21 protein-coding genes and 2 pseudogenes are annotated in these 26,094 nt (G+C 67.8%); 15 read left to right on the top strand and 8 right to left on the bottom strand.

The annotated features are described in order from the left end of the window. The first annotated feature begins 28 nt into the window (after positions 1-28). Positions 29-355 carry a hypothetical protein gene (locus FFI87_RS32970; RefSeq protein ID WP_138850584.1) on the top strand — a complete coding sequence of 109 codons (327 nt, stop codon included), beginning with the start codon at positions 29-31 and terminating at the stop codon, positions 353-355. Between the two features lie 145 nt (positions 356-500). Continuing rightward, complete coding sequence (locus FFI87_RS32965) at positions 501-1,553, top strand: helix-turn-helix transcriptional regulator (RefSeq protein ID WP_138850583.1); 1,053 nt, start codon at positions 501-503, stop codon at positions 1,551-1,553. 45 nt (positions 1,554-1,598) lie between these two features. Here the strand turns inward: FFI87_RS32965 and FFI87_RS32960 are convergent, their stop codons facing one another. Then, the gene (locus FFI87_RS32960) at positions 1,599-3,011 is read right to left on the bottom strand and encodes a 3-deoxy-D-arabino-heptulosonate 7-phosphate synthase (RefSeq protein WP_138850582.1); all 1,413 of its coding nucleotides are present in this window, start codon (positions 3,009-3,011) and stop codon (positions 1,599-1,601) included. 294 nt (positions 3,012-3,305) lie between these two features. After that, positions 3,306-4,067, bottom strand: a complete 762-nt coding sequence (locus tag FFI87_RS32955; RefSeq protein ID WP_138850581.1) for a 2-keto-4-pentenoate hydratase — start codon at positions 4,065-4,067, stop codon at positions 3,306-3,308. Between the two features lie 264 nt (positions 4,068-4,331). Here FFI87_RS32955 and FFI87_RS32950 point away from each other — a divergent pair, with 264 nt between their 5' ends. Together FFI87_RS32950 and FFI87_RS32945 are read left to right on the top strand one after the other, a co-directional pair. Continuing rightward, a complete protein-coding gene (locus FFI87_RS32950) occupies positions 4,332-4,811 on the top strand; it encodes a universal stress protein (RefSeq protein ID WP_012372759.1) in 480 nt (159 codons plus the stop codon). Between the two features lie 14 nt (positions 4,812-4,825). After that, positions 4,826-5,017 (top strand): DUF2964 family protein, encoded by a 192-nt coding sequence (locus tag FFI87_RS32945; protein WP_011660611.1) that lies wholly within the window; start codon positions 4,826-4,828, stop codon positions 5,015-5,017. Between the two features lie 106 nt (positions 5,018-5,123). Here FFI87_RS32945 and FFI87_RS32940 read toward each other — a convergent pair whose 3' ends face one another. Continuing rightward, complete coding sequence (locus FFI87_RS32940; protein WP_138850580.1) at positions 5,124-6,314, bottom strand: tetratricopeptide repeat protein; 1,191 nt, start codon at positions 6,312-6,314, stop codon at positions 5,124-5,126. A 427-nt stretch (positions 6,315-6,741) separates the two neighbouring features. On the opposite strand from FFI87_RS32940, the gene FFI87_RS32935 reads away from it, so the two are divergent. From FFI87_RS32935 to FFI87_RS32895, 8 genes are all read left to right on the top strand, one after another. Then, positions 6,742-10,512 carry a nitrate reductase subunit alpha gene (locus FFI87_RS32935; RefSeq protein ID WP_138850579.1) on the top strand — a complete coding sequence of 1,257 codons (3,771 nt, stop codon included), beginning with the start codon at positions 6,742-6,744 and terminating at the stop codon, positions 10,510-10,512. Beyond that, a complete protein-coding gene (narH, locus tag FFI87_RS32930) occupies positions 10,509-12,044 on the top strand; it encodes a nitrate reductase subunit beta (RefSeq protein ID WP_138850578.1) in 1,536 nt (511 codons plus the stop codon). Before FFI87_RS32935 ends, narH begins: the two co-directional genes overlap by 4 nt. Beyond that, on the top strand, positions 12,041-12,742 hold the full coding sequence (narJ, locus tag FFI87_RS32925; RefSeq protein WP_138850577.1) for a nitrate reductase molybdenum cofactor assembly chaperone: 702 nt from the start codon (positions 12,041-12,043) through the stop codon (positions 12,740-12,742). The genes narH and narJ overlap by 4 nt, the downstream gene beginning before the upstream one ends. A gap of 24 nt (positions 12,743-12,766) precedes the next feature. Continuing rightward, positions 12,767-13,450 (top strand): respiratory nitrate reductase subunit gamma, encoded by a 684-nt coding sequence (gene narI / locus FFI87_RS32920; RefSeq protein WP_138850576.1) that lies wholly within the window; start codon positions 12,767-12,769, stop codon positions 13,448-13,450. Between the two features lie 9 nt (positions 13,451-13,459). Continuing rightward, on the top strand, positions 13,460-14,248 hold the full coding sequence (locus FFI87_RS32915) for a peptidylprolyl isomerase (RefSeq protein ID WP_138850575.1): 789 nt from the start codon (positions 13,460-13,462) through the stop codon (positions 14,246-14,248). A 15-nt stretch (positions 14,249-14,263) separates the two neighbouring features. Continuing rightward, positions 14,264-15,529 carry an MFS transporter gene (locus FFI87_RS32910; protein ID WP_138850574.1) on the top strand — a complete coding sequence of 422 codons (1,266 nt, stop codon included), beginning with the start codon at positions 14,264-14,266 and terminating at the stop codon, positions 15,527-15,529. A gap of 97 nt (positions 15,530-15,626) precedes the next feature. Next, a complete protein-coding gene (locus FFI87_RS32905) occupies positions 15,627-17,363 on the top strand; it encodes a site-specific integrase (protein ID WP_138850573.1) in 1,737 nt (578 codons plus the stop codon). 231 nt (positions 17,364-17,594) lie between these two features. Beyond that, a complete protein-coding gene (locus tag FFI87_RS32895) occupies positions 17,595-18,497 on the top strand; it encodes a hypothetical protein (RefSeq protein ID WP_138850572.1) in 903 nt (300 codons plus the stop codon). A 31-nt stretch (positions 18,498-18,528) separates the two neighbouring features. Here FFI87_RS32895 and FFI87_RS32890 read toward each other — a convergent pair whose 3' ends face one another. Beyond that, a complete protein-coding gene (locus FFI87_RS32890) occupies positions 18,529-19,680 on the bottom strand; it encodes a branched-chain amino acid ABC transporter substrate-binding protein (protein ID WP_012372750.1) in 1,152 nt (383 codons plus the stop codon). 36 nt (positions 19,681-19,716) lie between these two features. Beyond that, complete coding sequence (locus FFI87_RS32885; RefSeq protein WP_138850571.1) at positions 19,717-20,946, bottom strand: NAD(P)/FAD-dependent oxidoreductase; 1,230 nt, start codon at positions 20,944-20,946, stop codon at positions 19,717-19,719. 230 nt (positions 20,947-21,176) lie between these two features. Between FFI87_RS32885 and FFI87_RS32880 the strand changes: the two genes are divergently transcribed. Then, a complete protein-coding gene (locus tag FFI87_RS32880) occupies positions 21,177-22,589 on the top strand; it encodes a PLP-dependent aminotransferase family protein (RefSeq protein ID WP_138850570.1) in 1,413 nt (470 codons plus the stop codon). 10 nt (positions 22,590-22,599) lie between these two features. On the opposite strand, the gene FFI87_RS35165 is transcribed toward FFI87_RS32880, so the two are convergent. Beyond that, positions 22,600-22,725, bottom strand: coding sequence for a hypothetical protein (locus FFI87_RS35165; protein ID WP_261313821.1), 126 nt, complete (start codon positions 22,723-22,725; stop codon positions 22,600-22,602). A 567-nt stretch (positions 22,726-23,292) separates the two neighbouring features. On the opposite strand from FFI87_RS35165, the gene FFI87_RS32875 reads away from it, so the two are divergent. Next, complete coding sequence (locus FFI87_RS32875) at positions 23,293-24,720, top strand: PLP-dependent aminotransferase family protein (protein WP_012372747.1); 1,428 nt, start codon at positions 23,293-23,295, stop codon at positions 24,718-24,720. A 37-nt stretch (positions 24,721-24,757) separates the two neighbouring features. Here the strand turns inward: FFI87_RS32875 and FFI87_RS32870 are convergent, their stop codons facing one another. Beyond that, positions 24,758-25,597: an aminotransferase class I/II-fold pyridoxal phosphate-dependent enzyme gene (locus tag FFI87_RS32870; protein ID WP_261378659.1), complete on the bottom strand. Its 840-nt coding sequence runs from the start codon at positions 25,595-25,597 to the stop codon at positions 24,758-24,760. Positions 25,598-25,613: 16 nt separating this feature from the next. Further along, positions 25,614-25,775, bottom strand: a pseudogene (locus FFI87_RS35305) (LysE family translocator); the annotation flags it as partial. Between FFI87_RS35305 and FFI87_RS35160 the strand changes: the two are divergent. Next, positions 25,762-26,029, top strand: a pseudogene (locus FFI87_RS35160) (LysR substrate-binding domain-containing protein); the annotation flags it as partial. The pseudogenes FFI87_RS35305 and FFI87_RS35160 overlap by 14 nt on opposite strands. Positions 26,030-26,094 lie beyond the last annotated feature (65 nt).

Raw genomic sequence — 26,094 nt, 5'->3', positions numbered from 1 at the left:
CGTTGCGCGGGAAACCGAAGGAGAAACGATGAAGCAAACCATGCATTGCACCGTACGGACCGCGCTGGGCGTCGCGGTCGCCGGCGTCGTGCTGTCCGCGTGCGGCACGACGCAGATGAACATGGTCGACGTGCAGACGTCGACCGCGAAGACGCTCGGGCTCGCGTCGTCCGACGAGATCACCATCGCCAACGTGCAGTACGGGAAGAAGGACGGGCTGGGCGGCCAGAAGGTGAGTTACAACGCGACGACCGGCAAGGGGCGGCGTTTCGGCTGTACGGTGTTCATGATTCCGGGGCTCACGCCGATCGATCGGCCGACGTACAACGACTGGGAGTGCCATCCGCAACGCTGATGGCCGCGATCACGACGACGCCGCCGCAGGGCGTCGGTCGACCGCTTGTGGACGATATGCCGCGCCGGCCTTGCGCCGGCGCAATTTGGTCCGATAATCGACGAACCGATTCATCCCTTCCCGTCGGCTCGATAAAAAAACCGTCATGGATCAAGCGGCATTCGTCCCTGTTTTCAAGTTTCGCACGACCGATTATCCCGAGCCGGACCGGTTCCACGTCTGGGTCAAGGACATGCTGTGCGACTACCGGCTGGATGACCCCGGCGGCCACGGCCCGTTCGACGCGCAAGCGAGCGGTGCCGCGCTCGGCCCGCTGATCCTGTCGGGCCGGCAATGGCGCTCGCGCGCGCCGACCTATACGGTTCACCGGACCACCCGGCGGATCCGGCTCGACGGGCAGGATTCGATCCGCTTCACGCTGCTGCTCGGCGGACGGCTCGCGAGCCATACCGGCGGCCCCGAGTTGATCAAGCGCGCCGGCGACGTGTTCGTGTACGACGTCGCGCAGATCAACGACTGCCGGGTCGAGGCCGGCGACGTGATCAGTCTGGTCGTGCCCAGATACCTGCTTCCGAGCCATGCGGCGCAAGCGCACGGGCAGACGCTGACGAGCGGCGTGGGCCGCCTGGTCGGCGACCAGATGCTGTCGCTGTTCCGGAATCTGCCGGACCTGCGCATGCACGACGTGCCGAGCGTCGTGCAATCGTTGTTGCTGCTGCTGGCGGCGGCGGTGGCGCCGAGCGCCCAGGCACTCGACGACGCGCGCGGCCCGATCGACAACGCGCTGGTCGAGCGCGTGCGGCGCTACATCGACCTGCATCTGCTGGAACCCGACCTGACGCCCGAGCGGATCTGCCGGGACATCGGCGTGTCGCGGGCACGGCTCTATCAGCTGTTCAAGGAGGAGGGCGGCGTGATGCGGCAGATCACGCGCAGGCGCTTGCGTCACGCATACCACATGCTGGGCGATCCGCAGCGCCGCCATCGGCGCATCGCGGAAATCGCGTGGGCGCACGGCTTTCCCGACGAGAAGTATTTCCACCGGCTGTTCAAGGCCGAGTTCGGCCATACACCGAAGGAAACGCTCGAGTGTGCGGCCGCGCCGGTGCTGCTGCCTTGCGGTGCGGGCGACGATCGATGGGGCGACGGCGGCCGGCTGGCGGGATGGACGTTGCCGTTCGGCGTGCTCACCAACTGAGCGGGCCGCGCGACGCCGTCATGCGGCGGCGGCCCGCCTCGACCCTCACGCGCACGCGCTGCTCGCGACGCCGCCTTCGTCCGCGTCGTCGATCGCGGCGCGCAAGTCGTCGATGGCCACCATCAGTTCGCGCACCTGCCGCAACGACGGGTATTGATGCAGCACCGCGTGCCATTGCGGCTGCGTCAGCAGCGCCTGCCAGATGACGCCGAGGCCGGACGGATCGGCATCGGGCTGCCGCGCGAGCGCGCTCGCGTATTCGAGGCTCGCCTGCGCCGACAGCAACTGCATCCGGCTCGCGGCGCCCAGCAGGCGCGGCGTCGCGTCCGCGGACGCATCGCAGCAATAGAGTACTTCCCGTCGCAGCGCCGCGTCGTCGGTCGTCAACGCGCGCAGCGACGCGCCGTGCACGCGCACCGTGCCCTGATGCGTCTCGAACGAATAGATCGTGTCCGCGTCGGCCTGCGCGAGCAGTTTCAGGCCGCGCAGCAGTCGCGGCAAATCGGTCGTCGCGGCATCCGCCGACGCCTTCGCCTCGACGAGGAAGCGCACGTTCCATGCGGGCGCCGCTTCGTCGCCGCGCGTGCGTTCAAGCAGGATCGCATCCCATTCGGTCTTCGCGCGGTCGTGGCGGCCCGGTATCGATGACGGCACGCGCATCGACGTGACCACGCGGTACGTGCGCTGCGGGTCCACCGCGTCGAGCCGGCGGGCCAGTGCGTCGAGCGCCTGCGCGGCCAGCGCTTCGACGGCCGCGCCGCGCTGCTGGGACGCGACGCCCTGCGCGACGGCGACCGTGCTGCCTTCGAGCGGACCTTGCCGGACCCACAGTGCGCGATAACGGCGGACGTGCGCGTCCGATGCCAGCGCGTCGAGACGCAGCAGGTGTTCGAGCGCGGCACCGTCCTTCAACTTCACGATGTCCTGCTCGAAAGCGGTGTCGGTCGCCATGCCGGGCAGCGCGAGCAGTTGTTCCAGTGTGGCATGCAGTTCGCCCCACGATGCGGACGTTGCGGCCGCATGCAACCGCGCGAGCCCGTCGCGCTGCCACGCCTGCGCGCTGCGCTCGAGCTTGGCCGGGTGCGCGATCGCGTTGACGGCCGAGTGCAGCGCGCGCCGGTCCTGCTCGGCGTGCGCGTGCAGCGATGCGTATTCGCGCACGCTCGCCGCGTCGTGCCGCAGGACCGACGCCTGAAACGCGTGATCGCCGGCATGCGGATCCATCGCGGCGCGGATCATGTGCGCAAGCGCGTCGATGAACCGCTGCCGCAGCGCCGTGCCGGGAGACCGGCCGTCGGCCAGCATCCGGCGTGCGTCCTCGATCACGCGCGCAAGGGTCGCCGCCGGGTTCGCGGCATCGGCCGGCGTCGGCGCGCCGTCGAACGGCGGCAGTTGATAGCGGCGCGTGACGGTGTGCAGGATTTCGTCGAGCAGGGCGGGCAGCGGTGTCAGCGACATGGCGTATGGGCGTGAAAGCGGTTCGCGTGCCCGCGGTTCGAACCGCGGGCGACGATGTGCAACGTTATCACGCCGGACCGGACGGAACTGGTTAGCGGCCCGCGAAACGCGAGCGGCCCGGCATGCGGCCGGCGATGGCCAGCCGCCAACCCGCCGTCGTGGATCTGCTTCTTCTCGTGACGCCGTCGACGCCGTGCGGAGCGTGCTGCATGTTCAACAGGATCGCCGTCGGCATCGGCGTGGCCGCGTCGACGCGGCCTTCACGCCAGCCCGGGCAGCGGCGCCCGCGACCGGTTACGCCGTCAGCGTCACCGACAGGCTGCCGAGCTCGCCGAAGTGCACGGTCAGCACGTCGCCGATCGGCACGTCGATCGCGCCCGCATACGAGCCGGTCGTCACGATCTGGCCGGCGCGTGCGCCGTCGCCGCGCGACGCGAGGAAATTCACCAGCCATATGAGCGGCTTGAGCGGATCGCCATCCGGATGGCGGCCGTCGATCGTGCGATTCAGTGCGCCTTCGAACGACAGCGCGAGCGTCTCGAGCGGCACGTTCAGGCCGTCCGGCACGACGGGGCCCACGCACAGCCCCTGGTTGAACTGCCCGTCGGCGAGCAGTTCGAACTTCGACGCGCGCGCAGGCTCCGCATAGCGGCAGCCCAATACCTCGAGCACGATGCGCACTTCGCGGATCGCGCCGCGCACGTCGTTCTCGTCGTATGGCCGCGCGCGGCCCGGCAGGTCGCGCGCGAGCACGAACGCGATTTCCGGCTCGATCCGCACGATCGGGCCGCCGACGACGCGGTACGGCGCATCGGCTTCGCGGATCGTCGACGCGAAGATCGGCGCGACGATCACCCGGTCGGGCGGCGGCAATGCGCATTTCCATCCGCCGATCGTTTCGCCGAGCAGATCGGCGACGCGATGCTGGATCGCGAGCGCGGTGTCGACGTTCTCGGGGCGGAAGGCGTCGGGCAGCAGCGGGCCGGGCGCGCCGGCATGGCGGGCGGCGACGAGATGCTGGGCGGCGCCGTCCACGCGTTCGGTTGTCGTTGTCATGTCGGTTGAGCGAGTTGAAAGTGAACCGGCAAAAAGGGGCCGGACGAAGATCGCAACTCTGATGATAGCGCCTTCGGCGGCCTGCCTGCTCGGTCGCGCGGCGCGGCCGCAGGCCTGGCACGCCGATTTCCCACGTGGCGCTTTGCCGCACGACCGGCTTCGGCCGGACCTTGATCGTCGTCAACCTTCGAACCCGCGGTCCGCCGATGATGGGGGCATGGCCGCGCGCGACCGCTCGCGGCAACTCACCCCAGCGAGGTTCGTATGTACAAGAAGATCATGGTGGCCGTCGACGGCAGCGCTTCGTCGAAACAGGCGCTTGCCGAGGCCGTGAAGGTCGCATTGGCGGCCGATACGCACGTCAGCGTCGTATACGTGGTCGACAAGTCGGTGCTGTTTACGTACGCGGGCCGCTTCGATCCGCATGCGCTCATCGAGGAAATCCGCGACGACGGGCGCAAGGTGCTGCGTGAAGCCGAACAGATCATCGCGCTGGCCGGCGCGAAGGGCGAGGGCGAACTCGTCGAGACCGAAACCATCGGCGAGGACATCGCGGAACGCCTGCAGCGTTACGTGAAGGAGTGCGGCATCGAGCTCGCGGTGGTCGGCACGCACGGGCGGCGCGGCATCCGGCGCGTGCTGCTCGGGAGCGTCGCCGAGCGCTTCGTGCGCGGCGCGACGTGCCCGGTGCTGCTGGTTCGCGGCGACGACGGCGACGTGCCGGCGTCCGCCGCGGCGGCTTGACCCGGGAGCGCGCGATGATACGCCGCCAGTCCCGGATCGTCGTCGCGACGATCGCCGTGTTCCTGTCGCTCGCGGGGATGATGGCCGTCGTGACCGGGCTGCTGTTCGACCAAGCGATCGCGCTGCGCGGCGGTGCGATCGCGTTGATCGTCGGCGTGGCCGGTTTCGTCGTGATGCTCAACCCGGGGCCCAAGGGCGAAGGGTGATCCGGGGAAGACGCCGGTCTTCCCGTAACGGCGCGCGCCGGCGCCCGGCAGTGACCGGCGGGGCCCGACGATCACCGCCTGCCGCGAGTGGCGGGCCGGTGACGTGTCATGTTCCCGTCGTACCGGATGCCGACGCACCGGCCTCGGCAGGCTTTTCCTGCACATTCAGCCGCTTCAACGTTTCCGCCAGCTCCGTGTTCTTCGGCTGAATCGTCCTCGCCTGCGCGAACGCAGCGCGCGCTTCATCCTGGCGGCCCAGCTTCCACAGCACCTCGCCCTTGTGCGTCAGGCCTGTCGCCCACGCTTCGCGCGTGTCGCTGTCGCGGTCACCATTTTTCTCGAAGATCGCGATCGAGCGGTCGAACCACGTGAGCGCTTCGTCGTTGCGGCCGAGCCGATACAGCGCCCAACCCTTGCTGTCGAGCGCGTACGCATCGTCGGGCGCTTTCGCGAGATGCGCGTCGATCATCGCGAGCCCGCGATCGACTGCGACGCCCGCGTCGACGAGCCGATAGCCGGTATCGTTCAGGCGGTCGTCGGGGATCTCGCCGAGGTCGAGCACGGCGGCCACGCGGTCGGCGTCACGTTCTTCGGTCGCGAGCGACAGCAGCTTGATGACGATCTGCTGGCGCAACTCGCTGCCGATCCGGTCGCCGTTGGCGACCAGGCTGCCGAGGTATTGCGTGTACAGGTCCGGCGCGCCCGGTTCGTTCGCGCTGTTCGCAATCGCCGCGCCGGGGCCCGCGCACCAGTCGGTGTCGGCCGAATCACCCAGCATCCCGGTATACAGATTGACGGTGCGCGGCGTGCGTGACTGCGCGTAGTACGTGTAGCCGTTCGCGTCCGAGTGGCCGCACGCCAGATATTCGTGTTCCACGTCCAGCAGGTAAGGGAAGCCGCGCAGCGGCGCGTCGCCGCCCGCATCGACGAGCCGGAACGATTCGCCCAGGTCGCCGTCGCCGATGACCGGGTTGAACACCCACTGCTTCTGCGGATGCGATTTCGGCAGCCGGATCCGCACGGTGCGGCCGGCGTCGTCGGTCGTGCCGAAGACCACGCTGTCGTGCTGGCCCGGCTTGACCGGCAGGCCCGCGATGACCTGCCCCGGCAGGAACAGCCGGTAGCGCGCATTCGGCAGCGGCTGGTGCGTGACCGGGTCGCGCAGCACGAACTGATGGACGTAAGCGCCTTTGCCGAGCGACGTCGTCGGCGCGATATAGGTGCGGGCGTGAGCGGCGGGCAGCGTGGCGCAGCCGATCACGGCGGCAATGCATGCGGTGAAAAGGCGTGATGTCATGAAATGCGGTTCTTATAGGTAAAGGTGTTATTGACCGACGGCCGGTAAACCATTGAACGCATTGCGCAGTCTTCTATAAACAACGTGCTGCGGGCCGGCGATCGCCCGACGGGAATCGCCGTTCATTCAATGCCATTCGAGGCGGATTGCGCCCGACCGCTCCACGGGGAAACGGACGGGCAGGCGCAGTGGAGCGCCCGCGCGCAGCATAACAGGTGGCGCCGCTCGATCGTCCTGTTTGCGGCCGTTGCAGGTGGCTGAACGATATCGTGATTTGTATCAAATCGTGATACGTCGCTTCGCCCGACAATGGATTCGACCACGGTGAGAAGGACGCAGCGATCGAAATTCGATGGTCCTTTACAACCGGTATTTCACCTCCTTAAATAATCAGGGTCTGCGAACAGACCGGAAAAACGAGATCCCCATGAGCCATTTCCTGGACAGATTGCGTTATTTCTCCACCACGAGGCCGACCTTCTCCGACGGACACGGCGCCGTCACCGACGAAGACCGCAAATGGGAAGACGGCTACCGGATGCGCTGGCAGCACGACAAGATCGTCCGTTCGACTCACGGGGTGAACTGCACGGGCTCGTGCTCGTGGAAGGTCTACGTGAAAGGCGGGATCGTCACCTGGGAAACCCAACAGACCGATTACCCGCGCACGCGCCCCGACATGCCGAACCACGAACCGCGCGGCTGCTCGCGCGGTGCTTCGTACTCCTGGTATCTGTATAGCGCGAACCGTCTGAAGCATCCGATGGTGCGCAGCGCGCTGGTGAAGCTGTGGCGCGAACGCCGCCGCACGCTCGGCGCCGTCGACGCGTGGCGCTCGATCGTCGAGGACGACGACGCGCGGCGTTCGTACCAGAGCCGGCGCGGGCTCGGCGGCTTCGTGCGCGCGAGCTGGGACGAGGTCAACGAGATCGTTGCGGCCGCAAACGTTTACACGGTCGAGCGGTACGGGCCCGATCGCGTGGTCGGCTTCTCGCCGATCCCGGCGATGTCGATGGTGTCGTATGCGGCCGGTTCGCGCTACCTGTCGCTGATCGGCGGCGTGTGCCTGAGCTTCTACGACTGGTACTGCGACTTGCCGCCCGCATCGCCGCAGACGTGGGGCGAGCAGACCGACGTGCCCGAATCGGCCGACTGGTACAACTCGACGTTCATCATGATGTGGGGCTCCAATGTCCCGCAGACCCGCACGCCCGACGCGCACTTCCTCGTCGAGGCGCGCTATCGCGGCACCAAGGTCGTGTCGGTGTTCCCCGACTACGCGGAAGGCGCGAAGTTCGGCGACCTGTGGCTGCATCCGAAGCAGGGCACCGACGCGGCGCTCGCGCTCGCGATGGGGCACGTGATCCTGAAAGAGTTCCACCTGGCCGGCAAGAGCGACTACTTCATCGACTACTGCACGCGCTACACCGACATGCCGTGCCTCGTGCGCCTCGTGCCGCACGGCGACGGCTACGTGCCCGAGCGTCTCGTGCGCGCATCCGACTTCGACGACGCGCTCGACGAAGCCGCGCACCCGGACTGGAAGACCGTGATGATCGACGACGCGACGGGCGAATTCGTCGTGCCGGTCGGCTCGGTGGGCTTTCGCTGGGGACAGCAGGCGGACGCGGACAAGGGCAAGTGGAACCTGCGCGGCGAGACGTCGAAGGGCGCGACGCTGTCGCCGCGGCTGTCCTGCACGGCCGAGCACGACGACGTGGTCGACGTGCTGTTCCCGTACTTCGGCAACCAGCCGCACGCGCACTTCAACTCGACCGACCACGGCTCCGAGCTGTCGCGCCGGATCGGCGTGCGGCGCATCGCGACCCGCGACGGCGAGATGCTGGTCGCGACCGTCTACGACCTGTTCGTCGCGAACTACGGGCTTGACCAGGGGCTGGGCGGGCGCGACGTGGCCGCGAGCTACGACGACGATCTGCCGTATACGCCGGCATGGCAGGAAACGATCACCGGCGTGAAGCGCGCGGACGTGATCTCGGTCGCGCGGCAGTTCGCGGAGAACGCGCACAAGACGCAAGGCAAGTCGATGGTGATCATCGGCGCGGGGATCAACCACTGGTTCCACATGGACATGTCGTACCGCGCGATCATCAACATGTTGATCATGTGCGGCTGTATCGGCAAGCCGGGCGGCGGCTGGTCGCATTACGTGGGCCAGGAGAAGCTGCGCCCGCAGACGGGCTGGACCGCGCTCGCGTTCGCGCTCGACTGGAACCGCCCGCCGCGGCACATGAACGCGACGTCATTCTTCTACGCGCACACCGACCAGTGGCGCTACGACACGATGGACCCGAGCGCGCTGCTGTCGCCGCTCGCCGACAGGACGCAGTTCCACGGCTCGCCGATCGACTACAACGTGCGCGCGGAGCGGATGGGGTGGCTGCCGTCCGCACCGCAGCTCGCGGTGAATCCGCTGAAGGTCGGCGCGAGTCTCGGCGATGCAGCTGAAGCCGGCGCCGACGTCGCCCGGCAGCTGAAGGCCGGCACGCTGCGGATGGCGTGCGAGGATCCGGACGCACCGGACAACTTCCCGCGCAACCTGTTCGTGTGGCGCTCGAATCTGCTCGGCTCGTCGGGCAAGGGGCACGAGTATTTCCTGAAGCATCTGCTCGGCACGACCAACGGCGTGCAGGGCGAGGACCTTGGCGCGACGGGCGGCGCGCGTCCCGAGGAAGTGAAGTGGCACGACGACGCGCCGCGCGGCAAGCTCGACCTGCTCGTCACGCTCGACTTCCGGATGTCGACCACATGCATGTATTCGGACGTCGTGCTGCCGACCGCGACGTGGTACGAGAAGGACGACATGAACACGTCCGACATGCATCCGTTCATCCATCCGCTGTCGGCGGCGGTAGATCCCGCATGGGAATCGAAGAGCGACTGGGAGATCTTCAAGGGAATCGCGAAGCGCTTCTCCGAGCTGTGCGTCGGGCATCTCGGCGTCGAACGCGACGTCGTGCTCGCACCGATCGCGCACGACACGCCGGGCGAACTCGCGCAGCCGTTCGACGTGCACGACTGGAAGCGCGGCGAATGCGAGCCGGTGCCGGGCCGCACGATGCCGGCGGTGATCGCCGTCGAGCGCGACTATCCGAACACCTATGCGCGCTTCACGTCGCTCGGGCCGCTGATGGACAAGCTCGGCAACGCGGGCAAGGGCATCGGCTGGGATACGAAGGACGAGGTGAAGCTGCTCGGCGAACTGAACTACACGGTCGCCGCCGGTGCCGCGCAGGGGCGCCCGCGCATCGATACCGCGCTCGACGCGGCCGAGGTGATCCTCGCGCTCGCGCCGGAGACCAACGGCGAAGTCGCGGTGAAGGCGTGGCATGCGCTGTCCGGCCTCACCGGCATCGATCACACGCACCTGGCCGTCGCGCGCGCGGACGAGAAGATCCGCTTCCGCGACATCCAGGCGCAGCCGCGCAAGATCATCTCGTCGCCGACGTGGAGCGGAATCGAATCCGAGCACGTGTCGTACAACGCCGGCTACGTGAACGTGCACGAACTCGTGCCATGGCGCACGCTCACGGGCCGTCAGCAGCTGTACCAGGACCATCCGTGGATGCGCGCGTTCGGCGAGTCGCTGTGCGCATACAAGCCGCCGATCGATACGGGCAGCTACGCGCACATGGTCGGCAAGCGCTCGAACGGCAACCCCGAGCGCGTGCTGAACTTCCTGACGCCGCACCAGAAGTGGGGCATCCACAGCACCTACACGGACAACCTGCTGATGCTGACGCTGTCGCGCGGCGGCCCGATCGTGTGGATGTCGGAGGACGACGCGAAGGCGATCGGCGCGGTCGATAACGACTGGATCGAATGCTACAACTCGAACGGCGCGTTGTGCGCGCGGGCGGTCGTGAGCCAGCGGATTCCATCGGGGATGGTGATGATGTACCACGCGCAGGAGAAGATCGTGAACACGCCGGGCTCCGAGATCACCGGCACGCGCGGCGGCATTCACAACTCGGTCACGCGCATCGCGCTCAAGCCCACGCACATGATCGGCGGCTATGCGCAGCTGTCGTACGGCTTCAACTACTACGGCACGGTCGGCTCGAATCGCGACGAGTTCCTGATCGTGCGCAAGATGAGCAGGATCGACTGGCTCGACGGAGAAGAGCGCGCGGTCGAGCCGACAACGCAAGCGGTACGGGCGGGAGAAACGTCATGAAAATACGTGCACAGATCGCGATGGTGCTGAACCTCGACAAGTGCATCGGGTGCCATACCTGCTCGGTGACCTGCAAGAACGTGTGGACCAGCCGGGAAGGGATGGAATACGCGTGGTTCAACAACGTCGAAACCAAGCCGGGCATCGGCTATCCGAAGGACTGGGAGAACCAGGACCGCTGGCGCGGCGGCTGGCAGCGGCGAGCGGACGGCCGGATCGAGCCGCGCCTCGGCGGCAAATGGCGGCTGCTCGCGCAGATTTTCGCGAACCCGCACCTGCCCGAGATCGACGATTACTACGAGCCGTTCACGTTCGACTACGCCCACCTGCAGGAAGCGGGCAACACGCGCGCGATGCCGGTGGCGCGACCGCGCTCGCTGATCAGCGGCCAGCGGCTCGAGAATATCGAGTGGGGCCCGAACTGGGAGGAAATCCTCGGCGGCGAGTTCGAGAAGCGCGCGAAGGACTACAACTTCGAGAACGTGCAGAAGGACATCTACGGGCAGTTCGAGAACACCTTCATGATGTACCTGCCGCGTCTTTGCGAGCACTGCCTGAATCCGGCATGCGTCGCGGCGTGCCCGTCGGGCTCGATCTACAAGCGCGAGGAAGACGGCATCGTGCTGATCGACCAGGACAAGTGCCGCGGCTGGCGCATGTGCGTGTCGGGATGCCCGTACAAGAAGATCTACTACAACTGGCAGAGCGGCAAGGCCGAGAAGTGCATCTTCTGCTATCCGCGCATCGAGGCCGGCCAGCCGACCGTGTGTTCGGAGACCTGCGTGGGCCGCATCCGCTACCTCGGCGTGCTGCTGTACGACGCGGACCGGATCAGCGAGGCCGCCAGCGCGGAAAACGAGAAGGACCTGTACGAGGCACAGCTGTCGCTGTTCCTCGATCCGGAGGATCCGGCCGTGATCGCGCAGGCCGAGCGCGACGGCGTGCCGGCCGCATGGATCGACGCCGCACGGCGCTCGCCGACCTACAAGATGGCGATCGACTGGAAGATCGCGTTCCCGCTGCATCCGGAATACCGGACGCTGCCGATGGTCTGGTACGTGCCGCCGCTGTCGCCGATCAACGCCGCCGCGAACAGCGGCGCGCTCGGGATGAACGGCTACCTGCCGGACGTCGAATCGCTGCGCATTCCGCTGCGCTATCTGGCGAACCTGCTGACCGCCGGCGACGAGGCGCCCGTGAAGCTCGCGCTCGAACGGCTGCTCGCGATGCGCGCGTTCATGCGCGCGCGCCACGTCGACGGCATCGACGCGCGCGCCGTGCTCGACCAGGTCGGGCTGTCGCTCGCGCAGGTCGAGGAGATGTACCGCTATCTCGCGATCGCGAACTACGAGGATCGCTTCGTGATCCCGACCACGCATCGCGAGTATGCGGAGAACGCGTACGACTTGCGCGCATCGTGCGGCTTCTCGTTCGGCAACGGCTGTTCCGATGGCCGCTCGTCGGCGAGCCTGTTCAGCGCGAAGAAGGAGAAGGGCACGCGGACGATTCCGATTCACGAGGTATCGCGATGAGCACCGCACCCGATCCGACCTACGCGGCGTTCGCGGCGCTGCTCGACTATCCCGACGACGCGCTCGTCGACGTGCTCGACTCGATCGAAGCCCATCTGCGCGAACGCATGCGCGTGCCGCAGGCGGTGCGTGCGGGCCTCGACAGGTTCTTCGCGTACGTGCGCGAGCGCGACCTGCTGACGCTGCAGGAGAACTACGTCGCGCTGTTCGATCGCGGCCGCGCGACGTCGCTGCACCTGTTCGAGCACGTGCACGGCGAATCGCGCGATCGCGGGCAGGCGATGGTCGACCTGCTGCAGATGTACGAGCGGCACGGGCTCGCGCTAAACCCGGGCGAGCTGCCCGACTACCTGCCCGTGTTCCTCGAATACCTGTCGCGGCTGCCGGCGCCCGATGCGCGCAACCTGCTCGCCGAAACCGGCGAGATCCTGCGCGCGCTGGCCGGCCAGCTCGCGCAGCGCGGCAGCCATTACAGCTTCGTCGTCGGCGCGCTGCTGCCGATGGCCGGCCTCGCGCCGGCCGATGCACCTGGCGCCGCAGACGACGACGTCGCCGCCACGCGGCCGACTGCGGACGACTACCGCGCGCTCGACGCGTCGTATGCGGACGAAGCCGTGCGCTTCGTCGGCGCGGCAACGCCGGCGTCGTCCGAACAGACGGTGCGATTCCACGACAAGCGGCCGGCCCGCGGCGCGTGAGCGCGGGCCCAACTGGGGAAAGACATGAACGCTTACTTGCATCAGTTCCTGTTCGGGATCTACCCGTACATCTGTCTCGCAGTGCTGCTGGTCGGCAGCCTGATCCGCTTCGACCGCGAGCAATACACGTGGAAAAGCGATTCGTCGCAGCTGTTGCGCCACGGCATGCTGCGGCTTGGCAGCAACCTGTTCCATTGGGGCGTGCTGGTCGTCGTGCTCGGGCACTTCGGCGGTTTTCTGGCGCCGCACTGGCTCGTGTCGCCGTTCCTGTCCGCATCCGGGCACCAGCTGGTCGCGATGGTGGCGGGCGGCGCGGCCGGCGTCGCGGCGATCATCGGATTGACGATCCTGATCTGGCGGCGCCTGGGCGACGCACGCATCCGCAAGAACAGCCGCACGTCGGACATCGTGATCGTGCTGATGCTGTGGGTGCAGCTCGCGCTCGGGCTCGGCACCGTCGTGCTGTCGACGCGCCACATGGACGGCGTGATGTTCGAGCAGCTCACCGACTACGTGAAGGGCGTCGTCACGTTCCGGCCGGACATCGCGAGCCTGCTCGTCGGCGTGCCGCTGACGTACCGGCTGCACATCCTGCTCGGCTTCACGATCTTCCTCGTGTCGCCGTTCACGCGGATGGTGCATATCTGGAGCGGCATCGCGTCGGTCGCGTACCTGATCCGGCCGTACCAGCTCGTGCGCAAGCGCTGAGGAGGTCGCATGAGTAACGTTCTCTCCGAAGTCGCGACGATGCCGCTCACGATCAACGGCATTGCCATCGATGACGCGGCCATCGCGGCGGAAGCCGCGCATCACGGCGATGCGCGCGATCCGCTCGATGCGGCGCGGCATGCGCTCGCGGTGCGCGAGCTGTTGCGGCAGCGCGCGGTGGCGCTCGCGCTGATCGACGAAGCCGCGCCGCTCGACGACGCGGCGGTCGACGCGCTGCTCGAACGCGAGCTGACGCACGTCCCTGAACCCGATCGCGCGGATTGCGAGCGCTACTACGCGCAGCATCCGGCGCGCTTTCGCCGCAACGACATCGTCTATGCGAGCCACGTGCTGTTCGCGGTGACCGACCGCGTGCCGCTCGCGCCGCTGCGGCAGCGCGCGGAACGCGCGCTCGCCGACGTGGTCGCCGCGCCCGATACGTTCGAAGCAGTGGCGCGCGAATCGTCGAACTGTCCGTCGGCGCAAGTCGGCGGCAGCCTCGGGCAACTGCTGCGCGGCGACACCGTGCCGGAATTCGAGGCCGCGCTGTTCGACACCGACGGGCTCGGCGTGCTGCCGAAACTCGTCAACACGCGCTTCGGCTTTCACATCGTGCGCATCGAGCGCCGCGTGCCGGGCGACATCGTGCCGTTCGACGAAGCCGCCGGCCAGATCGCCGCGTACCTGTCGGAACGCGTGCGGCAACGGGCGATGCGGCAGTACGTGGCGATACTCGCGGCGGCCGCGCGCGTCGAAGGCGTGACCTTCGACGGCGCGAACGGGCCGCTCGTCCAATGAAACGGGGTTTTGGATATGGCAACTCAACAAGGTAACGTCGGCGTGGCTGCGGATCCGCACGCCATTCCGCTGCGCGCGTGGTCGGTGCTGGCCGCGAGCACGCTCGCGTTCATGGTGTGTTTCGTCGTGTGGATGATGTTCGGCGTGCTCGGCGTGCAGTTGCGCGCCGATCTCGGCCTGAACAGCACCGAGTTCGGGCTGCTCACGGCGACGCCCGTGCTGACCGGCGCGCTGATGCGCTTGCCGCTTGGCACGTGGACCGACCGCTTCGGCGGCCGTATCGTGATGACGGTGCTGCTCGTCGTATGCGCGGTGCCGGTCTACATCGTCAGCTACGCGACGCAGCTCTGGCAGTTCCTCGTGATCGGGCTGTTCCTCGGCTGCGTCGGTGCGTCGTTCGCGGTCGGCACGCCGTATGTCGCGCGCTTTTTCCCGCCGAAGCGGCGCGGGCTCGCGATGGGCGTGTTCGGCGCGGGCACGTGCGGCGCGGCGGTCAATCTGTTCGTCACGCCGCTGCTGCTCGCCGCGTACGGCTGGCGCTTCGTGCCGCGCGTGTATGCGATCGCGCTGCTCGTCACGGCCGTGATCTTCTGGTTCGCGTCGGCGCCCGATCCCGGTGCCGGCAAGCGCGGCGGCTCGATGCTCGACTCGTTCAAGGTGCTGCGCGACCCGCGCGTGTGGCGGCTGTGCCAGTACTACTCGATCACGTTCGGCGGCTTCACCGCGCTGTCGCTGTGGATCCCGCAATACCTGAAGAGCGAATACGGGATGTCTCTCGTGATGGCGTCCGCGTTCGCGGCCGGCTTCTCGCTGCCGGGCTCCGTGCTGCGCGCGCTCGGCGGCGCGCTGTCCGACCGCTTCGGCGCGCATGCGGTCACGTGGTGGGGGCTTTGGGTCGCATGGATCGCGCTGTTCCTGCTGTCGTATCCGGCGACCGACTTCGTGATCCACACGATCGACGGGACCGCGTCGCTGAACCTGGCGATGCCGGTGGCCGGCTTCGTCGCGCTGACCTTCGTGCTGGGCGCGGTGTTCGCGTTCGGGATGGCGTCGACCTTCAAGTACGTCGCCGATGATTTCGCGGACAACATGGGCGTCGTCACGGGCATCGTCGGCCTTGCGGGCGGGCTCGGCGGCTTCCTGCTGCCGATCCTGTTCGGCATGCTGCTCGACTTGCTGCGCGTGCGCACGACCTGCTTCATGTTCCTGTACGGGATCGTGTGGGTGTCGCTGATTCTCATCTATCTGTCGGAAGTGCGGCGCACGCCCGTGGCGGGCTGAGCGCGGTTGTGCGATGCCGGTGGAGTCCGGCATCGCACGGTGTCGTACCGCGCGTCGGCCGTTTGCGACCGTGGGCAGTTCTGTCAAACTTGCGCCTATGACACCGCGCCTCGCCCTGCCGCCTTCCTCCGATTCCGCGCCCGCGCTAGCGGGCTTTCCCGACGCTGACGAACTCGCCGCGCTGCGTGCGTGGTACGCGGGCATGACCGTGCGCCAGGCCGTCGAGCGCTACCTGCCCGGGCGGCTCGGCGAAGGGCGCTCGGCGCGCGGCGTGATCGGCGCGGTTCGGCGTCGCCTCGTGCGTGTCGCGCGACAGGCCGGACGGCCCGATCTCGCCGAGCAGCTCGGTCATGCCGACAGCGAGCGCATGCAGATGGCGAAGGCCGCGACCGATGCGATCGGCGTGCTGCGCCATGCGCGCGCGCCGGTGCCGCAGATCAGCGACGACGTCGGCCTGTGGCTGCCGGCGCGTGCGGTCGCCGCGCTGCGTGCGCACGGGATCGCGACGCTCGCCGACCTGACCGTGCGGATTCCGCGGCGGCGTCAGTGGTGGCGCGCGATCGCGGGGCTCGGCGTGGCGAGCGCGCGGCATATCGAGGCGTTCTTTTCCGCGCATCCCGAGCTGACCGAGCGGGCGCGCGCGCTGATTGCGGCGACGCCGCGCGGCAGCATCGTGCCGTGGGAGCACCTGAAGCTGCCGCACGAGGTCGACGGATCGGCCGGCACGTTCCGCGCGCCGCGCGCCACCAGCACGCTCGATGCGGACAACGACTACGCGGCCGTGCACGCGTGGCTGTCGCTGCACGAATCGGCCGCGACGCGGCGCGCGTACCGGAAGGAAGCCGAGCGGCTGATCCTGTGGGCGATCGTCGAGCGCGGCCGTGCGCTGTCGTCGCTGACGACCGAGGATGCGGTCGCGTATCGCGCGTTCATCCGGCGTCCGACGCCGCACGAGCGCTGGGTCGGCCCCGTGCGGCCGCGCGGCGCGCCGGACTGGCGGCCGTTTTCGGGCGGACTGTCCGCGCGCTCGGCCGCGTACACGCTGTCGGTGCTCGGCGCGCTGTTCCGCTGGCTGATCGAGCAGCGCTACCTGCTCGCGAATCCGTTCGCGGGCGTGAAGGTGCGCGACACGCGCGGCGCGAATGCGCTCGACACGTCGCATGCGTTCACCGAAGGCGAGTGGCTGCTCGTGCGCACGATCGCGGACGGGCTCGAGTTTCGCAAGGACAAGCCGTCCGGCGCGCCCGGATCGGGCTGGACGCCGGCCGCCGCGCAACGGCTGCGCTTCATCCTCGATTTCGGCTATGCGACCGGGCTGCGCGCGAGCGAGCTGGTCGGCGCGACGCTCGGCGACATCGACACGGACGCGCACGGCGACGCGTGGCTGAAGGTGATCGGCAAAGGCAGCAAGGCCGCGCGCGTCGCGCTGCCGCCGCTCGCGCGCACGGCGCTCGATCGCTATCTGGTCGCGCGCCGGCTGCCGGTCACGCCGGTGCGCTGGCGGCCCGATACGCCGCTGATTCCGAGCCTCGCGGAAGACGGCGCGGCCGCGATCACGAGCGTGCGGCTGTGGAAGGTGATGCAGCGGTTCTTCGCGCAGACGGCCGCGCTCGTCGATGCCGACAACCCGGCGCTTGCGCAGAAGCTGCGGCAGGCGAGCCCGCACTGGATGCGGCATACCCATGCGACGCACGCGCTCGCGCGGGGCGCCGAGTTGACGACGGTGCGCGACAACCTGCGGCATGCGTCGATCTCGACGACGTCGATCTATCTGCACGGGGATGACGTGAAGCGGGCGCAGCAGATGTCGAGTGCGTTTTCGGCGGACAAATAAGCGGGGCGCGAGCGGATCGAACGGAACGACACGGCATCGACGACGGTCAGAACGGGCAGCAAAGCTGCATCTCGTCATCGGAGGCGACCGCTGGGACGACCGCGAATGGCTGTAGACGCTGATCCGGATCACCGCCGCGCAATTACCGGTCCCGGTGAAGCGAGGCCGATAGCGGTCGGCATCTTCCGTGAAACCGGCGCGCCAACCCGCACGCCGCACTGGAGCACAACAATGGAGACAACCCGATCCCCGCGATACACCCGCCGCGCGTGGCACGCGCTCGTCGCGGCGCTATGCGTGGGCTGGAGTGCGCTGTCGTTCGGCGCGGACGGCGCGGCGGCGCTGCTCGAGCGCTATCACAGCCTCGGCGAGCAACTGAAGAACAACCCGTTCCACCGCCCGCTGTACCTCGAATCGTCCGAGGCATCCTCGACGCTGAAGGGTGATATCTATGCGGTCGTCGACTATCCGTTCTCCGTCGTGAACGGCAAGCTCAACGATCCCGCGCAGGGCCCCGCCAACTGGTGCGCGGTGCTGATCCTGCACCTGAACACGAAGTATTGCCATGCATCGACCGGCAGCAACGGCCCGGTGCTCGACGTGAACCTCGGCCGCAAGATCGAGCAGAAGCTGTCGGATACCTATCGCGTGCAGTTCCGCTACGGCGTGGCCGCCGCGACGCCCGACTACTTCCAGGTCGACCTGACCGCCGACAGCGGCCCGATGGGCACGAAGGATTATCGGATCGCGCTGGAGGCCGTGCCGATCGGCGCGTCGCGCACGTTCCTGCACCTCACGTATTCGTACGGCTTCGGCACGGTCGGCCGCATGGCGATGAAGACCTACCTGGCGACGGCCGGCAGCGACAAGGTCGGGTTCACGCTCGCGAGCGGCGCGTCGGCCGCGCAGCCGCAATACATCGGCGGCGTGCGCGGATTGCTGGAGCGCAACACGATGCGCTACTACCTCGCGATCGACACGTATCTGGCCACGCTCGACAAACCGCTCGAGCAGCGCCTCGCGCGCTGGTTCGACGCCACCGAGCAGTATCCGCAGCAGTTGCACGAAGTCGAGCGGGCCGCGTATCTGCGGATGAAAGCGCAGGAGGTGCAGCGGCAGCAGGCGGCGCGATGACGCCGGCTGCCGCCGGGCTGCGCGGCGTCGATCAGTTCGACGCGCCGCCGACCGTGCGAATGCTGTGCCACTGTCCCTGTTCGACGCGGAACAGCGTGTAGGGCGGCTTGATGAGGTCGCCGCGCTCGTCGAACGAGATCTTCCCGGTGACGCCGGTGACTGACACCCCCGGCAGGCTCGCGACGATCTTGGCGCGGTCGACCGAACCGGCCTTGTGGACCGCCGCGATCATCGCGAGCGCCGCGTCGTACGCGAACGGCGCATAGAGCTCGACGTCCTGGTTGAAGCGCGCCTTGTAGCGCTGCGCGAACGCGATCGCGGACGGCAGCTTGTCAAGCGCCGGCCCCGGCTCGAGATCCTGCGTGCCTTCGCCCGCGTTGCCGGCGATCTTCAGGAACGCATTGCTTTTGAGCGCGCCGGCGCCGAACAGCTGCGCGCGGATGCCGAGAGAGCGCATCTGCTTGACGAGCATTGCACCCTGTTCGTCGAGTCCGCCGAAGAACAGCAGGTCGACGTTGTTGCTCTTCATCGTCGTCAGGATGCCGCGGAAATCGACGGCCTTGTCGTTCGTGTATTCGCGACCGACGACGCTGCCGTGCGCGTCCTTCACGCCTTTCTCGAATGCGTCGGCGAGCCCCTGGCCGAACGCGGTGCGGTCGTCGATGATGCCGATCCGCTTCGCCTTCAGCTGTTCGACCGCGAAGCGGCCGGCCACCACGCCGCCTACACCGTCGTGCCCCATCGTGCGGAACACGTTCTTGAAGCCTTGCATCGTCAGTTGAGGATTGGTCGAGCCGGGTGTGATCATCGCGATGTTCGCCTGCTTGTAGACGGCCGACGCGGGGATGCTGCAACCCGAGTTGTAGTGGCCGATCACGCCGACCACACCGTCGTCGACGAGCTTCTGCGCGACCTGGATCGCGATGCGCGGGTCGGCCTGGTCGTCCTGCACGTCGAGCACGAAGCGCGCGGGCTTGCCGCCCACGGTCGGATGTTTCGCGTTCTCCTCGTCGAGCGCGAGTTGCGCGCCGTATTGCAGATCCTTGCCGACGCGCGCGACCGGACCCGTTAGCGGGCCGGCGAAGCCGATCTTGATGGGTTCCGGGTCCGCGGCCTGCGCGGACGCAGCGGCCGTGCCGATCGAGCAGACGGCCAGCCATGCCAGCCAGTTACGACGATTCATGATGCCTCCTTGCAGGGGTGAAGGTTGCGGCGCGCGTCAGAATCGCGCGGCCCGGTAAGGTGCGAGGTCCAGCGGCGGCGCGCGTTGTGCGACGAGATCGGCGACGATCCGCCCGGTGATGCCGGCGAGCGTGACGCCGAGATGCTGGTGGCCGAATGCGTGGATCACGCGCTCGCTGCGCCGCGCGCGGCCTATCACGGGTACGCCGTCCGGCAGCGTCGGCCGAAAGCCGAGCCAGCTGCGCGTCGGCATGCCGAGCGACGGCAGCGCCTCGCGCGCGGAACGTGTGAGCAGCGCGACCAGCGAGCGGTTCATGCCGGCATCGAAGCCGCCCAGTTCAACCGTGCCGGCCGCGCGCAACCCTTCGTCGAGCGGCGTCATGTAGAACCCGCGCTCGGCCCAGCCGACCGGCCGCGTGACGCTCCGCTCATGCGCGGCGAACTGCACGTGGTAGCCGCGCTCGGTATCGAGCGGCACGGTGTCGCCGCACGCGGCGGCGAGGGCGCGCGAGCGGGCGCCGGCGGCGATCACCACATGATCGAAGAGGCCGGCCGCACTGCCCGCATGCACGTTCACGCCGTCGCCGACAGGCTCGATACGTTCGACCTGCGCGCGTTCGAGCGTCGCGCCGCCGGTTGCGAGGTGCGCGAACAGGGCGTCGAGAAATGCGCTTGGATCGGAGAAATGCCAGCTTCCATGGAACAGCACGCCGCGCGTGAAGATCGGCGCGAGTGCGGGCTCGATCCGACGGATCGCGTCCGCGTCGAGCGTGTCGAACGGCACGCCGAGCCGGCGCCGCAGCGCCAGCGATGGCTGCGCGGCGTCGAACGACGCCTGCCGTTCGTACAGATACAGGCATTCGCGCGCCCGCACGAATGCCGCGAGTCGCGAGGAAGCGAGCAGCGGCGCATAGCCGTCGGCGGCGCGCGACAGCAGCGCGGCCAGTGCGCCAGCGCTGCGCGCGTGACGCGCGGGTGTCGACGCGGCGAGGAATCGCGCGAGCCACGGCGCGCCGCGCAGCAGGTACGGCCAGCGGATGCGCAGCGGGCTGTCGGCGGCGAACAGGAAGTGCGGCATGTCGCGGAACACGGATGGGCCGTTGACGGGCACGCAGCCATACGGCGCGAACGTCGCCGCGTTGCCGAACGATGCGCCGTGGCCGACCCCGGCCGGATCGAACAGCGTGACGCGATGCCCGTCGCGCTGCAGCCATGCCGCCGCGCCGAGCCCAATGAAACCTGCACCCACGATGGCGATGTTCGCCATGACGCCTCTCCCCCGGCACACCTGGTTCACACAAAGATGGGATTAAGAATCACACAGTAATTTTTTGTGTGCAATCAAAAATCGATTGTGTGGTGCTGGCGTTTACCCGATTCCTACATGCTGATTCGACGGCATTTTCGGCATATGTTTGATCGGAAAGGGATGTCGGATACAATCGCCGGCAGGTTTAAACGGCAGACAAACGCTTTTTGTGTGGGCACGGGCAATACATGGCAGCAGACAAAATTTCCGGAGAGCGAGACGACCGCGCGCCGGCGCCGGCGAAGCGGCCGACCTATGTCGAGGTATCGAGCTCGATCGAGGCGGAAATCCGCAACGGCATGTACCCGCCGGGTAGCCGCCTGCCGCCGCAGCGCCAGCTCGCGACCGAGCTCGGCATCAACGTGTCGACCGTGTCGCGTGCATACAAGGAGTTGCAGCTGCGTGGCCTCGTGATCGGCAGCAAGCGGCGCGGCTCGCTCGTCACCGGCGGCGCGATGCCGACCATCGAGCCGGCCCGGGCGTCGCTCGCGGCGGGCAACGGCGTGATCGATCTGACGGTGAACCGTCCGGCGACGGGCGAGTTCCTGGCGAATCTCGCGCGGACGTTCGGTGAGCTGCCGGACGATCCGCGTTTCGCGTCGCTGCAGGAATACCAGCCACCGCAGGGTCCCGACTGGGCACGCGCGGCCGGCGCGCAGTGGCTCGCCGCACCGGGCTTCACGCCGTCGCGCGACCAGGTGGTCGTCACGAGCGGCGCGCAGCACGGGCTCTATGCGGTACTGAACAGCCTGATCGGTACCGAGGGCGTGATCGTCGCCGACCGCCTCACGTATTACGGCCTGAAGGCGCTCGCGCCGGTGTTCCAGTTCGAGATCGTCAGCGCGCCGGCCGATGACGACGGCCTGCTGCCCGACGAGATCGAACGGATCTGCCAGCGCATGCCCGTCAAGGCGATCTTCGTCGTGCCGAACCTGCAGAACCCGACCGTGACGACGATGAGCCTTGCGCGCCGGATGGCGCTCGTCGATATCGCGCGGCGCCATCACGTGACGATCATCGAAGACGACGTATACGGGCCGCTCGTGCGCGACCGGCTGCCGGCGATCGCGGGGCTGTGTCCCGAGCTGACGTTTCATATCGGCGCGACGTCGAAGATTCTCGCGCCGGGGCTGCGGCTCGGCTACCTGAGCTGCCCGCGCGACAGCGTCGCGCTGTGCGCGGAAGCAGTGCGCACCACCGCATGGATGCCGGCGCCCACGTCGATGCTGATCGCCACGGTGTGGATCGAGGACGGCACCGCCGAGCGGATCATGGCCGCGCAACTCGCGGAGATCCGCGCGCGCGTCGATCTCGCGCGGGAGCTGCTGCCGATCGGGCAACTGAAGTCCGATTCCGCATGCATGTTCGTGTGGCTGCGGCTGCCGCCGCCATGGCGCGCCGACGACTTCGCCGCGAACGCGAAGGCGCGCGGTGTGATCGTGATGCCGTCGTCGACGTTCGCGGTCGATCGCGCGGAACTCGAGCACGGCGTGCGCATCAACCTCGCGTGCCCGGCCACTCGCGATGAACTCGTCAACGGGCTGCGGATCCTGGCCGGCACGCTGAAGGACCGGCCGCGCGCGCTGTTCGGCTCAATCTGACGGCACCCGTTCAGTCGAGCAACCCCGGCACGACGTCGACGATCCGCTGCAGCAGCGCTTCGTCGTAAGGAGCCACGGCAGCGCGCGCAGCGGCGCCGGCTACCGGTTCGCTGCCCGTATCGGGCCGGCCAAACATCGATCCTCGCACCAGGCGCTGGGGGCCTGCCCGAGCGCTTCGTCCTCACGGGACGCTGGCCGCCCCTCGTCAGGCCCGACTTTCTCCCGCAAGTCCCCGTTGGCGCCCGCGCAAGCCGCGCCGCTGCGTTCTGGCGCCATTTTCATGGAGCGCAGCGCGGGCCGCGGCATCCCGGCCGGACCGGAACGGCATGGCCGTACGGCGCCACCAAGCTGCGCGATCACACGGCATTGCCTGACTTGCCATCCACCGCACTGATTCCTAAGACGTACAGTTGTCCCGCCCTACGCGAGTCGAGCCGAACTGTACTCTTGTTCCCGCGTTCAATGTGTGTACCCGCCACCAACTGTTCTGCTCTTAAGATTCATCCATCAAGTGCACAGTGCCGCGGATCCCGTTGTAACGGAACCTCCCGGCGCATTTTCAAAAGCGAGCCACTGCGATGGAAAAGGCAAAACCGGAGGGAGCAATCAGGCAGAACGACAGCCCGGTCGGCGGGCAGCACACGCGCGTATCGGACGCGCACGGGACGGCGGCGCGCATGTGCAGGCCGGCGGGGAGCGCGCGATGAAGCTCTACGAAAAACTCGCGGATGACATCGAGCGCCTGATTCGCCAGGGCGTGTACCGGCACGGCGACCGGATTCCGTCGGTGCGGCAGGCGAGCCAGCAGCACCGGATCAGCATCACGACCGTGCTGCATGCATATCTGCTGCTCGAAAGCCGCGGGCTGCTGGAAAGCCGCCCGCAGTCCGGCTACTTCGTGAACCTGCGCCGCGACGACAACCACGCGCCGGTGCGCGAGCTGCGGCCGTCGAAGCCGATCGCGATCTCGTCGTCGGTCGACATGAGCCGGCTCGTGCTGTCGACGCTGCGCTCGATCGGCACCGATGACGCCGTGCCGCTCGGTTCGCCGTATCCGGACCCGAGCCTGTTTCCGTTCGAGAAGCTGAACCGCTATGCGTATGCCGCCGGCCGCGACAAGTCGCTGTGGGGCGTGACGGACGGGCTGCCGCCCGGCCATCCGCGGCTGATCCGGCAAATCGCGCGACGCTATCTGGAAAACGGGATGTCGGTCGATCCGAACGAGATCATCGTGACGGTCGGCGCGACGGAGGCGATCAATCTGTGCCTGCAGGCGGTTGCGAAACCGGGCGACACGATCGCGGTGGAGTCGCCGACGTTCTACGCGATGCTGCACGCGATCGAGCGGATGGGGATGAAGGCGATCGAGGTTGCGACGCACCCGGAATACGGGATCGACATCGCGGCGCTCGCGGCCATTGCAAAGTCGCAGCCGATCGCCGCGTGCATGGTGATGCCGAATTTCCAGAACCCGCTCGGCTTCCAGATGCCCGACGAGCGCAAGCGCGAACTGGTTGAGTTTGCAACGAAAGCCGACATGCCGATCATCGAGAATGGCGTGTACAACGAACTGTATTTCGGCGAGTCGCATCCGAGCGCGCTGAAGTCCTACGACCGCACCGGGATCGTACTGCACTGCTCATCGTTCTCGAAGAGCCTGACGGCCGCCTACCGGATCGGCTGGGCGTTGCCGGGGCGCTATCGGGATCAGGTCGAGAAGCTGAAGTTCCTGAACACGCTGGCGACGCCGTCGCTGCCGCAGCTCGCGATCGCCGAGTTTCTCGAACGCGACGGCTACGAGCATCACCTGCGGCGCCTGCGCAAGGCGTATGCGCAGCAGGCGAACCTGATGCGCGCGATGGTGTCGCGGTTCTTCCCGGAAGGTACGCGCATCTCGAGCCCGGCGGGCGGTTACGTGTTGTGGGTCGAGCTGCCGGCACAGGTCGACGCGATGCGCCTGTACCAGCTCGCGCTGGAGCAGGGCATCACGATCGGGCCCGGCTACATGTTCTCGATCACCGAAAACTACCGGAACTTCATCCGGCTGAACTACAGCAGCCCGTGGTCGCCGGAGATCGAGCAGGCGGTGATCGCAGTCGGCAAGCTCGCGGCATCGTGCATGCAGTCGTGAAGCGAAGGGCGGTGCGCGTCGCACGCACCGCCTTCGCTCAGCCGGCCTTCGCGCGTAAATACTCCGACACGCGCGCGAGCCCTTGCTCGAGCACCGTCCGGCTGTCGGCGTAACCGATCCGCACATAGCTCTCCATGTCGAGCGCGCTGCCCGGTGTGAACATCACGCCGGTTGCCTCGATCAGCTTCGTGCAGAACGCGCGCGACGGCATGTCGAACGCATACTTGAGCAGCGCCGTCGTGCCCGACTTCGGCTTGACCCAGGAAATCGACGGCTCGCGTTCGACCCATGCATCGAGAATCGCGAGATTGGTGCGCACGATGTCGTGACTGCGCTTCAGGATCACGTCGCGGTGCTCGAGTGCGAGCGTCGCGAGGTAGTCGTCGATCATCCCGACGCTGATCGTGTTGTAGTCGCGATGGACGCTCACTGCGTGGATCAGCTCGGCAGGCCCCGCGATCCAGCCGAGACGGAGCCCGGCGAGCGAGTACGTCTTCGACATGCTCGCCGTGCTGATCCCGCGTTCGTACAGGTCGGCGATCGAGGCGCCGTAGCCGCTGCCGGCCTGATCGGTGCCGCGATAGACCTCGTCGCACAGCACGTACGCGCCGCAGCGTTGCGCGATCTCGACGATCTTGCCGAGCAGCGCTTCGTCCATCAGCGAGCCGGTCGGGTTGTGCGGGTTGTTGATCGCGATCAGGGCCAGGAATCCGTGTTCCTCGCGCAGCTTCAGTACCTTGACGTTCGCGCCGTAGCTTTCCGGAATCGAGTAGTGCTGCTGGTAGGTCGGCAACACCGACACGACCGTATCGCCCGCTTCGGCCGGCGTTTCATAGATGAGCGCGTTGCCGCCGATCGCGCCGTGCGTGACGATCAAGTCGATCGCGTGCCGGTCAGCGTCCGCCGCGCGCAACGGCCAGCATGATCCCGAAGCCGACGAGCAGAACACCGAAGGTGCGGTCGATCCAGTGACGGAACGACAACAATCGATCGCGGACGGCATCGGCGGAGAAACAGACCGCGACCACGCTGAACCAGCCCGCGTGGGCGGCGGCCGCGCATCAACCGGCGGGCAGCGGGCGCGGGCAGGTGTTCGACCATTTCTATTTCAGCCTTCAGGCGGCGGTCGCGGGGCTGGGCGTCGCGATCGGCCCGTGGCGCCTCGTTCGCGACGACCTCGAAAGCGGGGTGCTGGTCGCGCCGATGGGCTTCGTCGAAGACGGCTCGCACTATTGCCTGCTGACGCCGGAGCCGGTGAAGGACGAGCGCGCAGTCGGCGCTGCTCGACTGGCTGAGGACGATGACCTGACCCGTGAGCCGGGTCGCTGCGCGACGCAGGCGACCCTCAAAAAAAATGGCGCCGCAGGCATTCAG

Source organism: Burkholderia sp. KBS0801, from assembly GCF_005937855.2.
In the GTDB taxonomy this organism is placed as follows: Bacteria; Pseudomonadota; Gammaproteobacteria; order Burkholderiales; family Burkholderiaceae; genus Burkholderia; species Burkholderia ambifaria.
The sequence above is the reverse complement of the archived record's forward strand: the minus strand, read 5'-3'. Positions and strand labels throughout refer to the sequence as shown.

Excerpts from the sequence above, each read along its gene's own strand:
- FFI87_RS32970 (WP_138850584.1), top strand. The coding sequence starts at position 29 with ATGAAGCAAACCATGCATTGCACCGTACGGACCGCGCTGGGCGTCGCG.
- FFI87_RS32965 (WP_138850583.1), top strand. The coding sequence starts at position 501 with ATGGATCAAGCGGCATTCGTCCCTGTTTTCAAGTTTCGCACGACCGAT.
- FFI87_RS32960 (WP_138850582.1), bottom strand. The coding sequence starts at position 3,011 with ATGTCGCTGACACCGCTGCCCGCCCTGCTCGACGAAATCCTGCACACC.
- FFI87_RS32955 (WP_138850581.1), bottom strand. The coding sequence starts at position 4,067 with ATGACAACGACAACCGAACGCGTGGACGGCGCCGCCCAGCATCTCGTC.
- FFI87_RS32950 (WP_012372759.1), top strand. The coding sequence starts at position 4,332 with ATGTACAAGAAGATCATGGTGGCCGTCGACGGCAGCGCTTCGTCGAAA.
- FFI87_RS32945 (WP_011660611.1), top strand. The coding sequence starts at position 4,826 with ATGATACGCCGCCAGTCCCGGATCGTCGTCGCGACGATCGCCGTGTTC.
- FFI87_RS32940 (WP_138850580.1), bottom strand. The coding sequence starts at position 6,314 with ATGACATCACGCCTTTTCACCGCATGCATTGCCGCCGTGATCGGCTGC.
- FFI87_RS32935 (WP_138850579.1), top strand. The coding sequence starts at position 6,742 with ATGAGCCATTTCCTGGACAGATTGCGTTATTTCTCCACCACGAGGCCG.
- narH (WP_138850578.1), top strand. The coding sequence starts at position 10,509 with ATGAAAATACGTGCACAGATCGCGATGGTGCTGAACCTCGACAAGTGC.
- narJ (WP_138850577.1), top strand. The coding sequence starts at position 12,041 with ATGAGCACCGCACCCGATCCGACCTACGCGGCGTTCGCGGCGCTGCTC.
- narI (WP_138850576.1), top strand. The coding sequence starts at position 12,767 with ATGAACGCTTACTTGCATCAGTTCCTGTTCGGGATCTACCCGTACATC.
- FFI87_RS32915 (WP_138850575.1), top strand. The coding sequence starts at position 13,460 with ATGAGTAACGTTCTCTCCGAAGTCGCGACGATGCCGCTCACGATCAAC.
- FFI87_RS32910 (WP_138850574.1), top strand. The coding sequence starts at position 14,264 with ATGGCAACTCAACAAGGTAACGTCGGCGTGGCTGCGGATCCGCACGCC.
- FFI87_RS32905 (WP_138850573.1), top strand. The coding sequence starts at position 15,627 with ATGACACCGCGCCTCGCCCTGCCGCCTTCCTCCGATTCCGCGCCCGCG.
- FFI87_RS32895 (WP_138850572.1), top strand. The coding sequence starts at position 17,595 with ATGGAGACAACCCGATCCCCGCGATACACCCGCCGCGCGTGGCACGCG.
- FFI87_RS32890 (WP_012372750.1), bottom strand. The coding sequence starts at position 19,680 with ATGAATCGTCGTAACTGGCTGGCATGGCTGGCCGTCTGCTCGATCGGC.
- FFI87_RS32885 (WP_138850571.1), bottom strand. The coding sequence starts at position 20,946 with ATGGCGAACATCGCCATCGTGGGTGCAGGTTTCATTGGGCTCGGCGCG.
- FFI87_RS32880 (WP_138850570.1), top strand. The coding sequence starts at position 21,177 with ATGGCAGCAGACAAAATTTCCGGAGAGCGAGACGACCGCGCGCCGGCG.
- FFI87_RS35165 (WP_261313821.1), bottom strand. The coding sequence starts at position 22,725 with ATGTTTGGCCGGCCCGATACGGGCAGCGAACCGGTAGCCGGCGCCGCT.
- FFI87_RS32875 (WP_012372747.1), top strand. The coding sequence starts at position 23,293 with ATGAAGCTCTACGAAAAACTCGCGGATGACATCGAGCGCCTGATTCGC.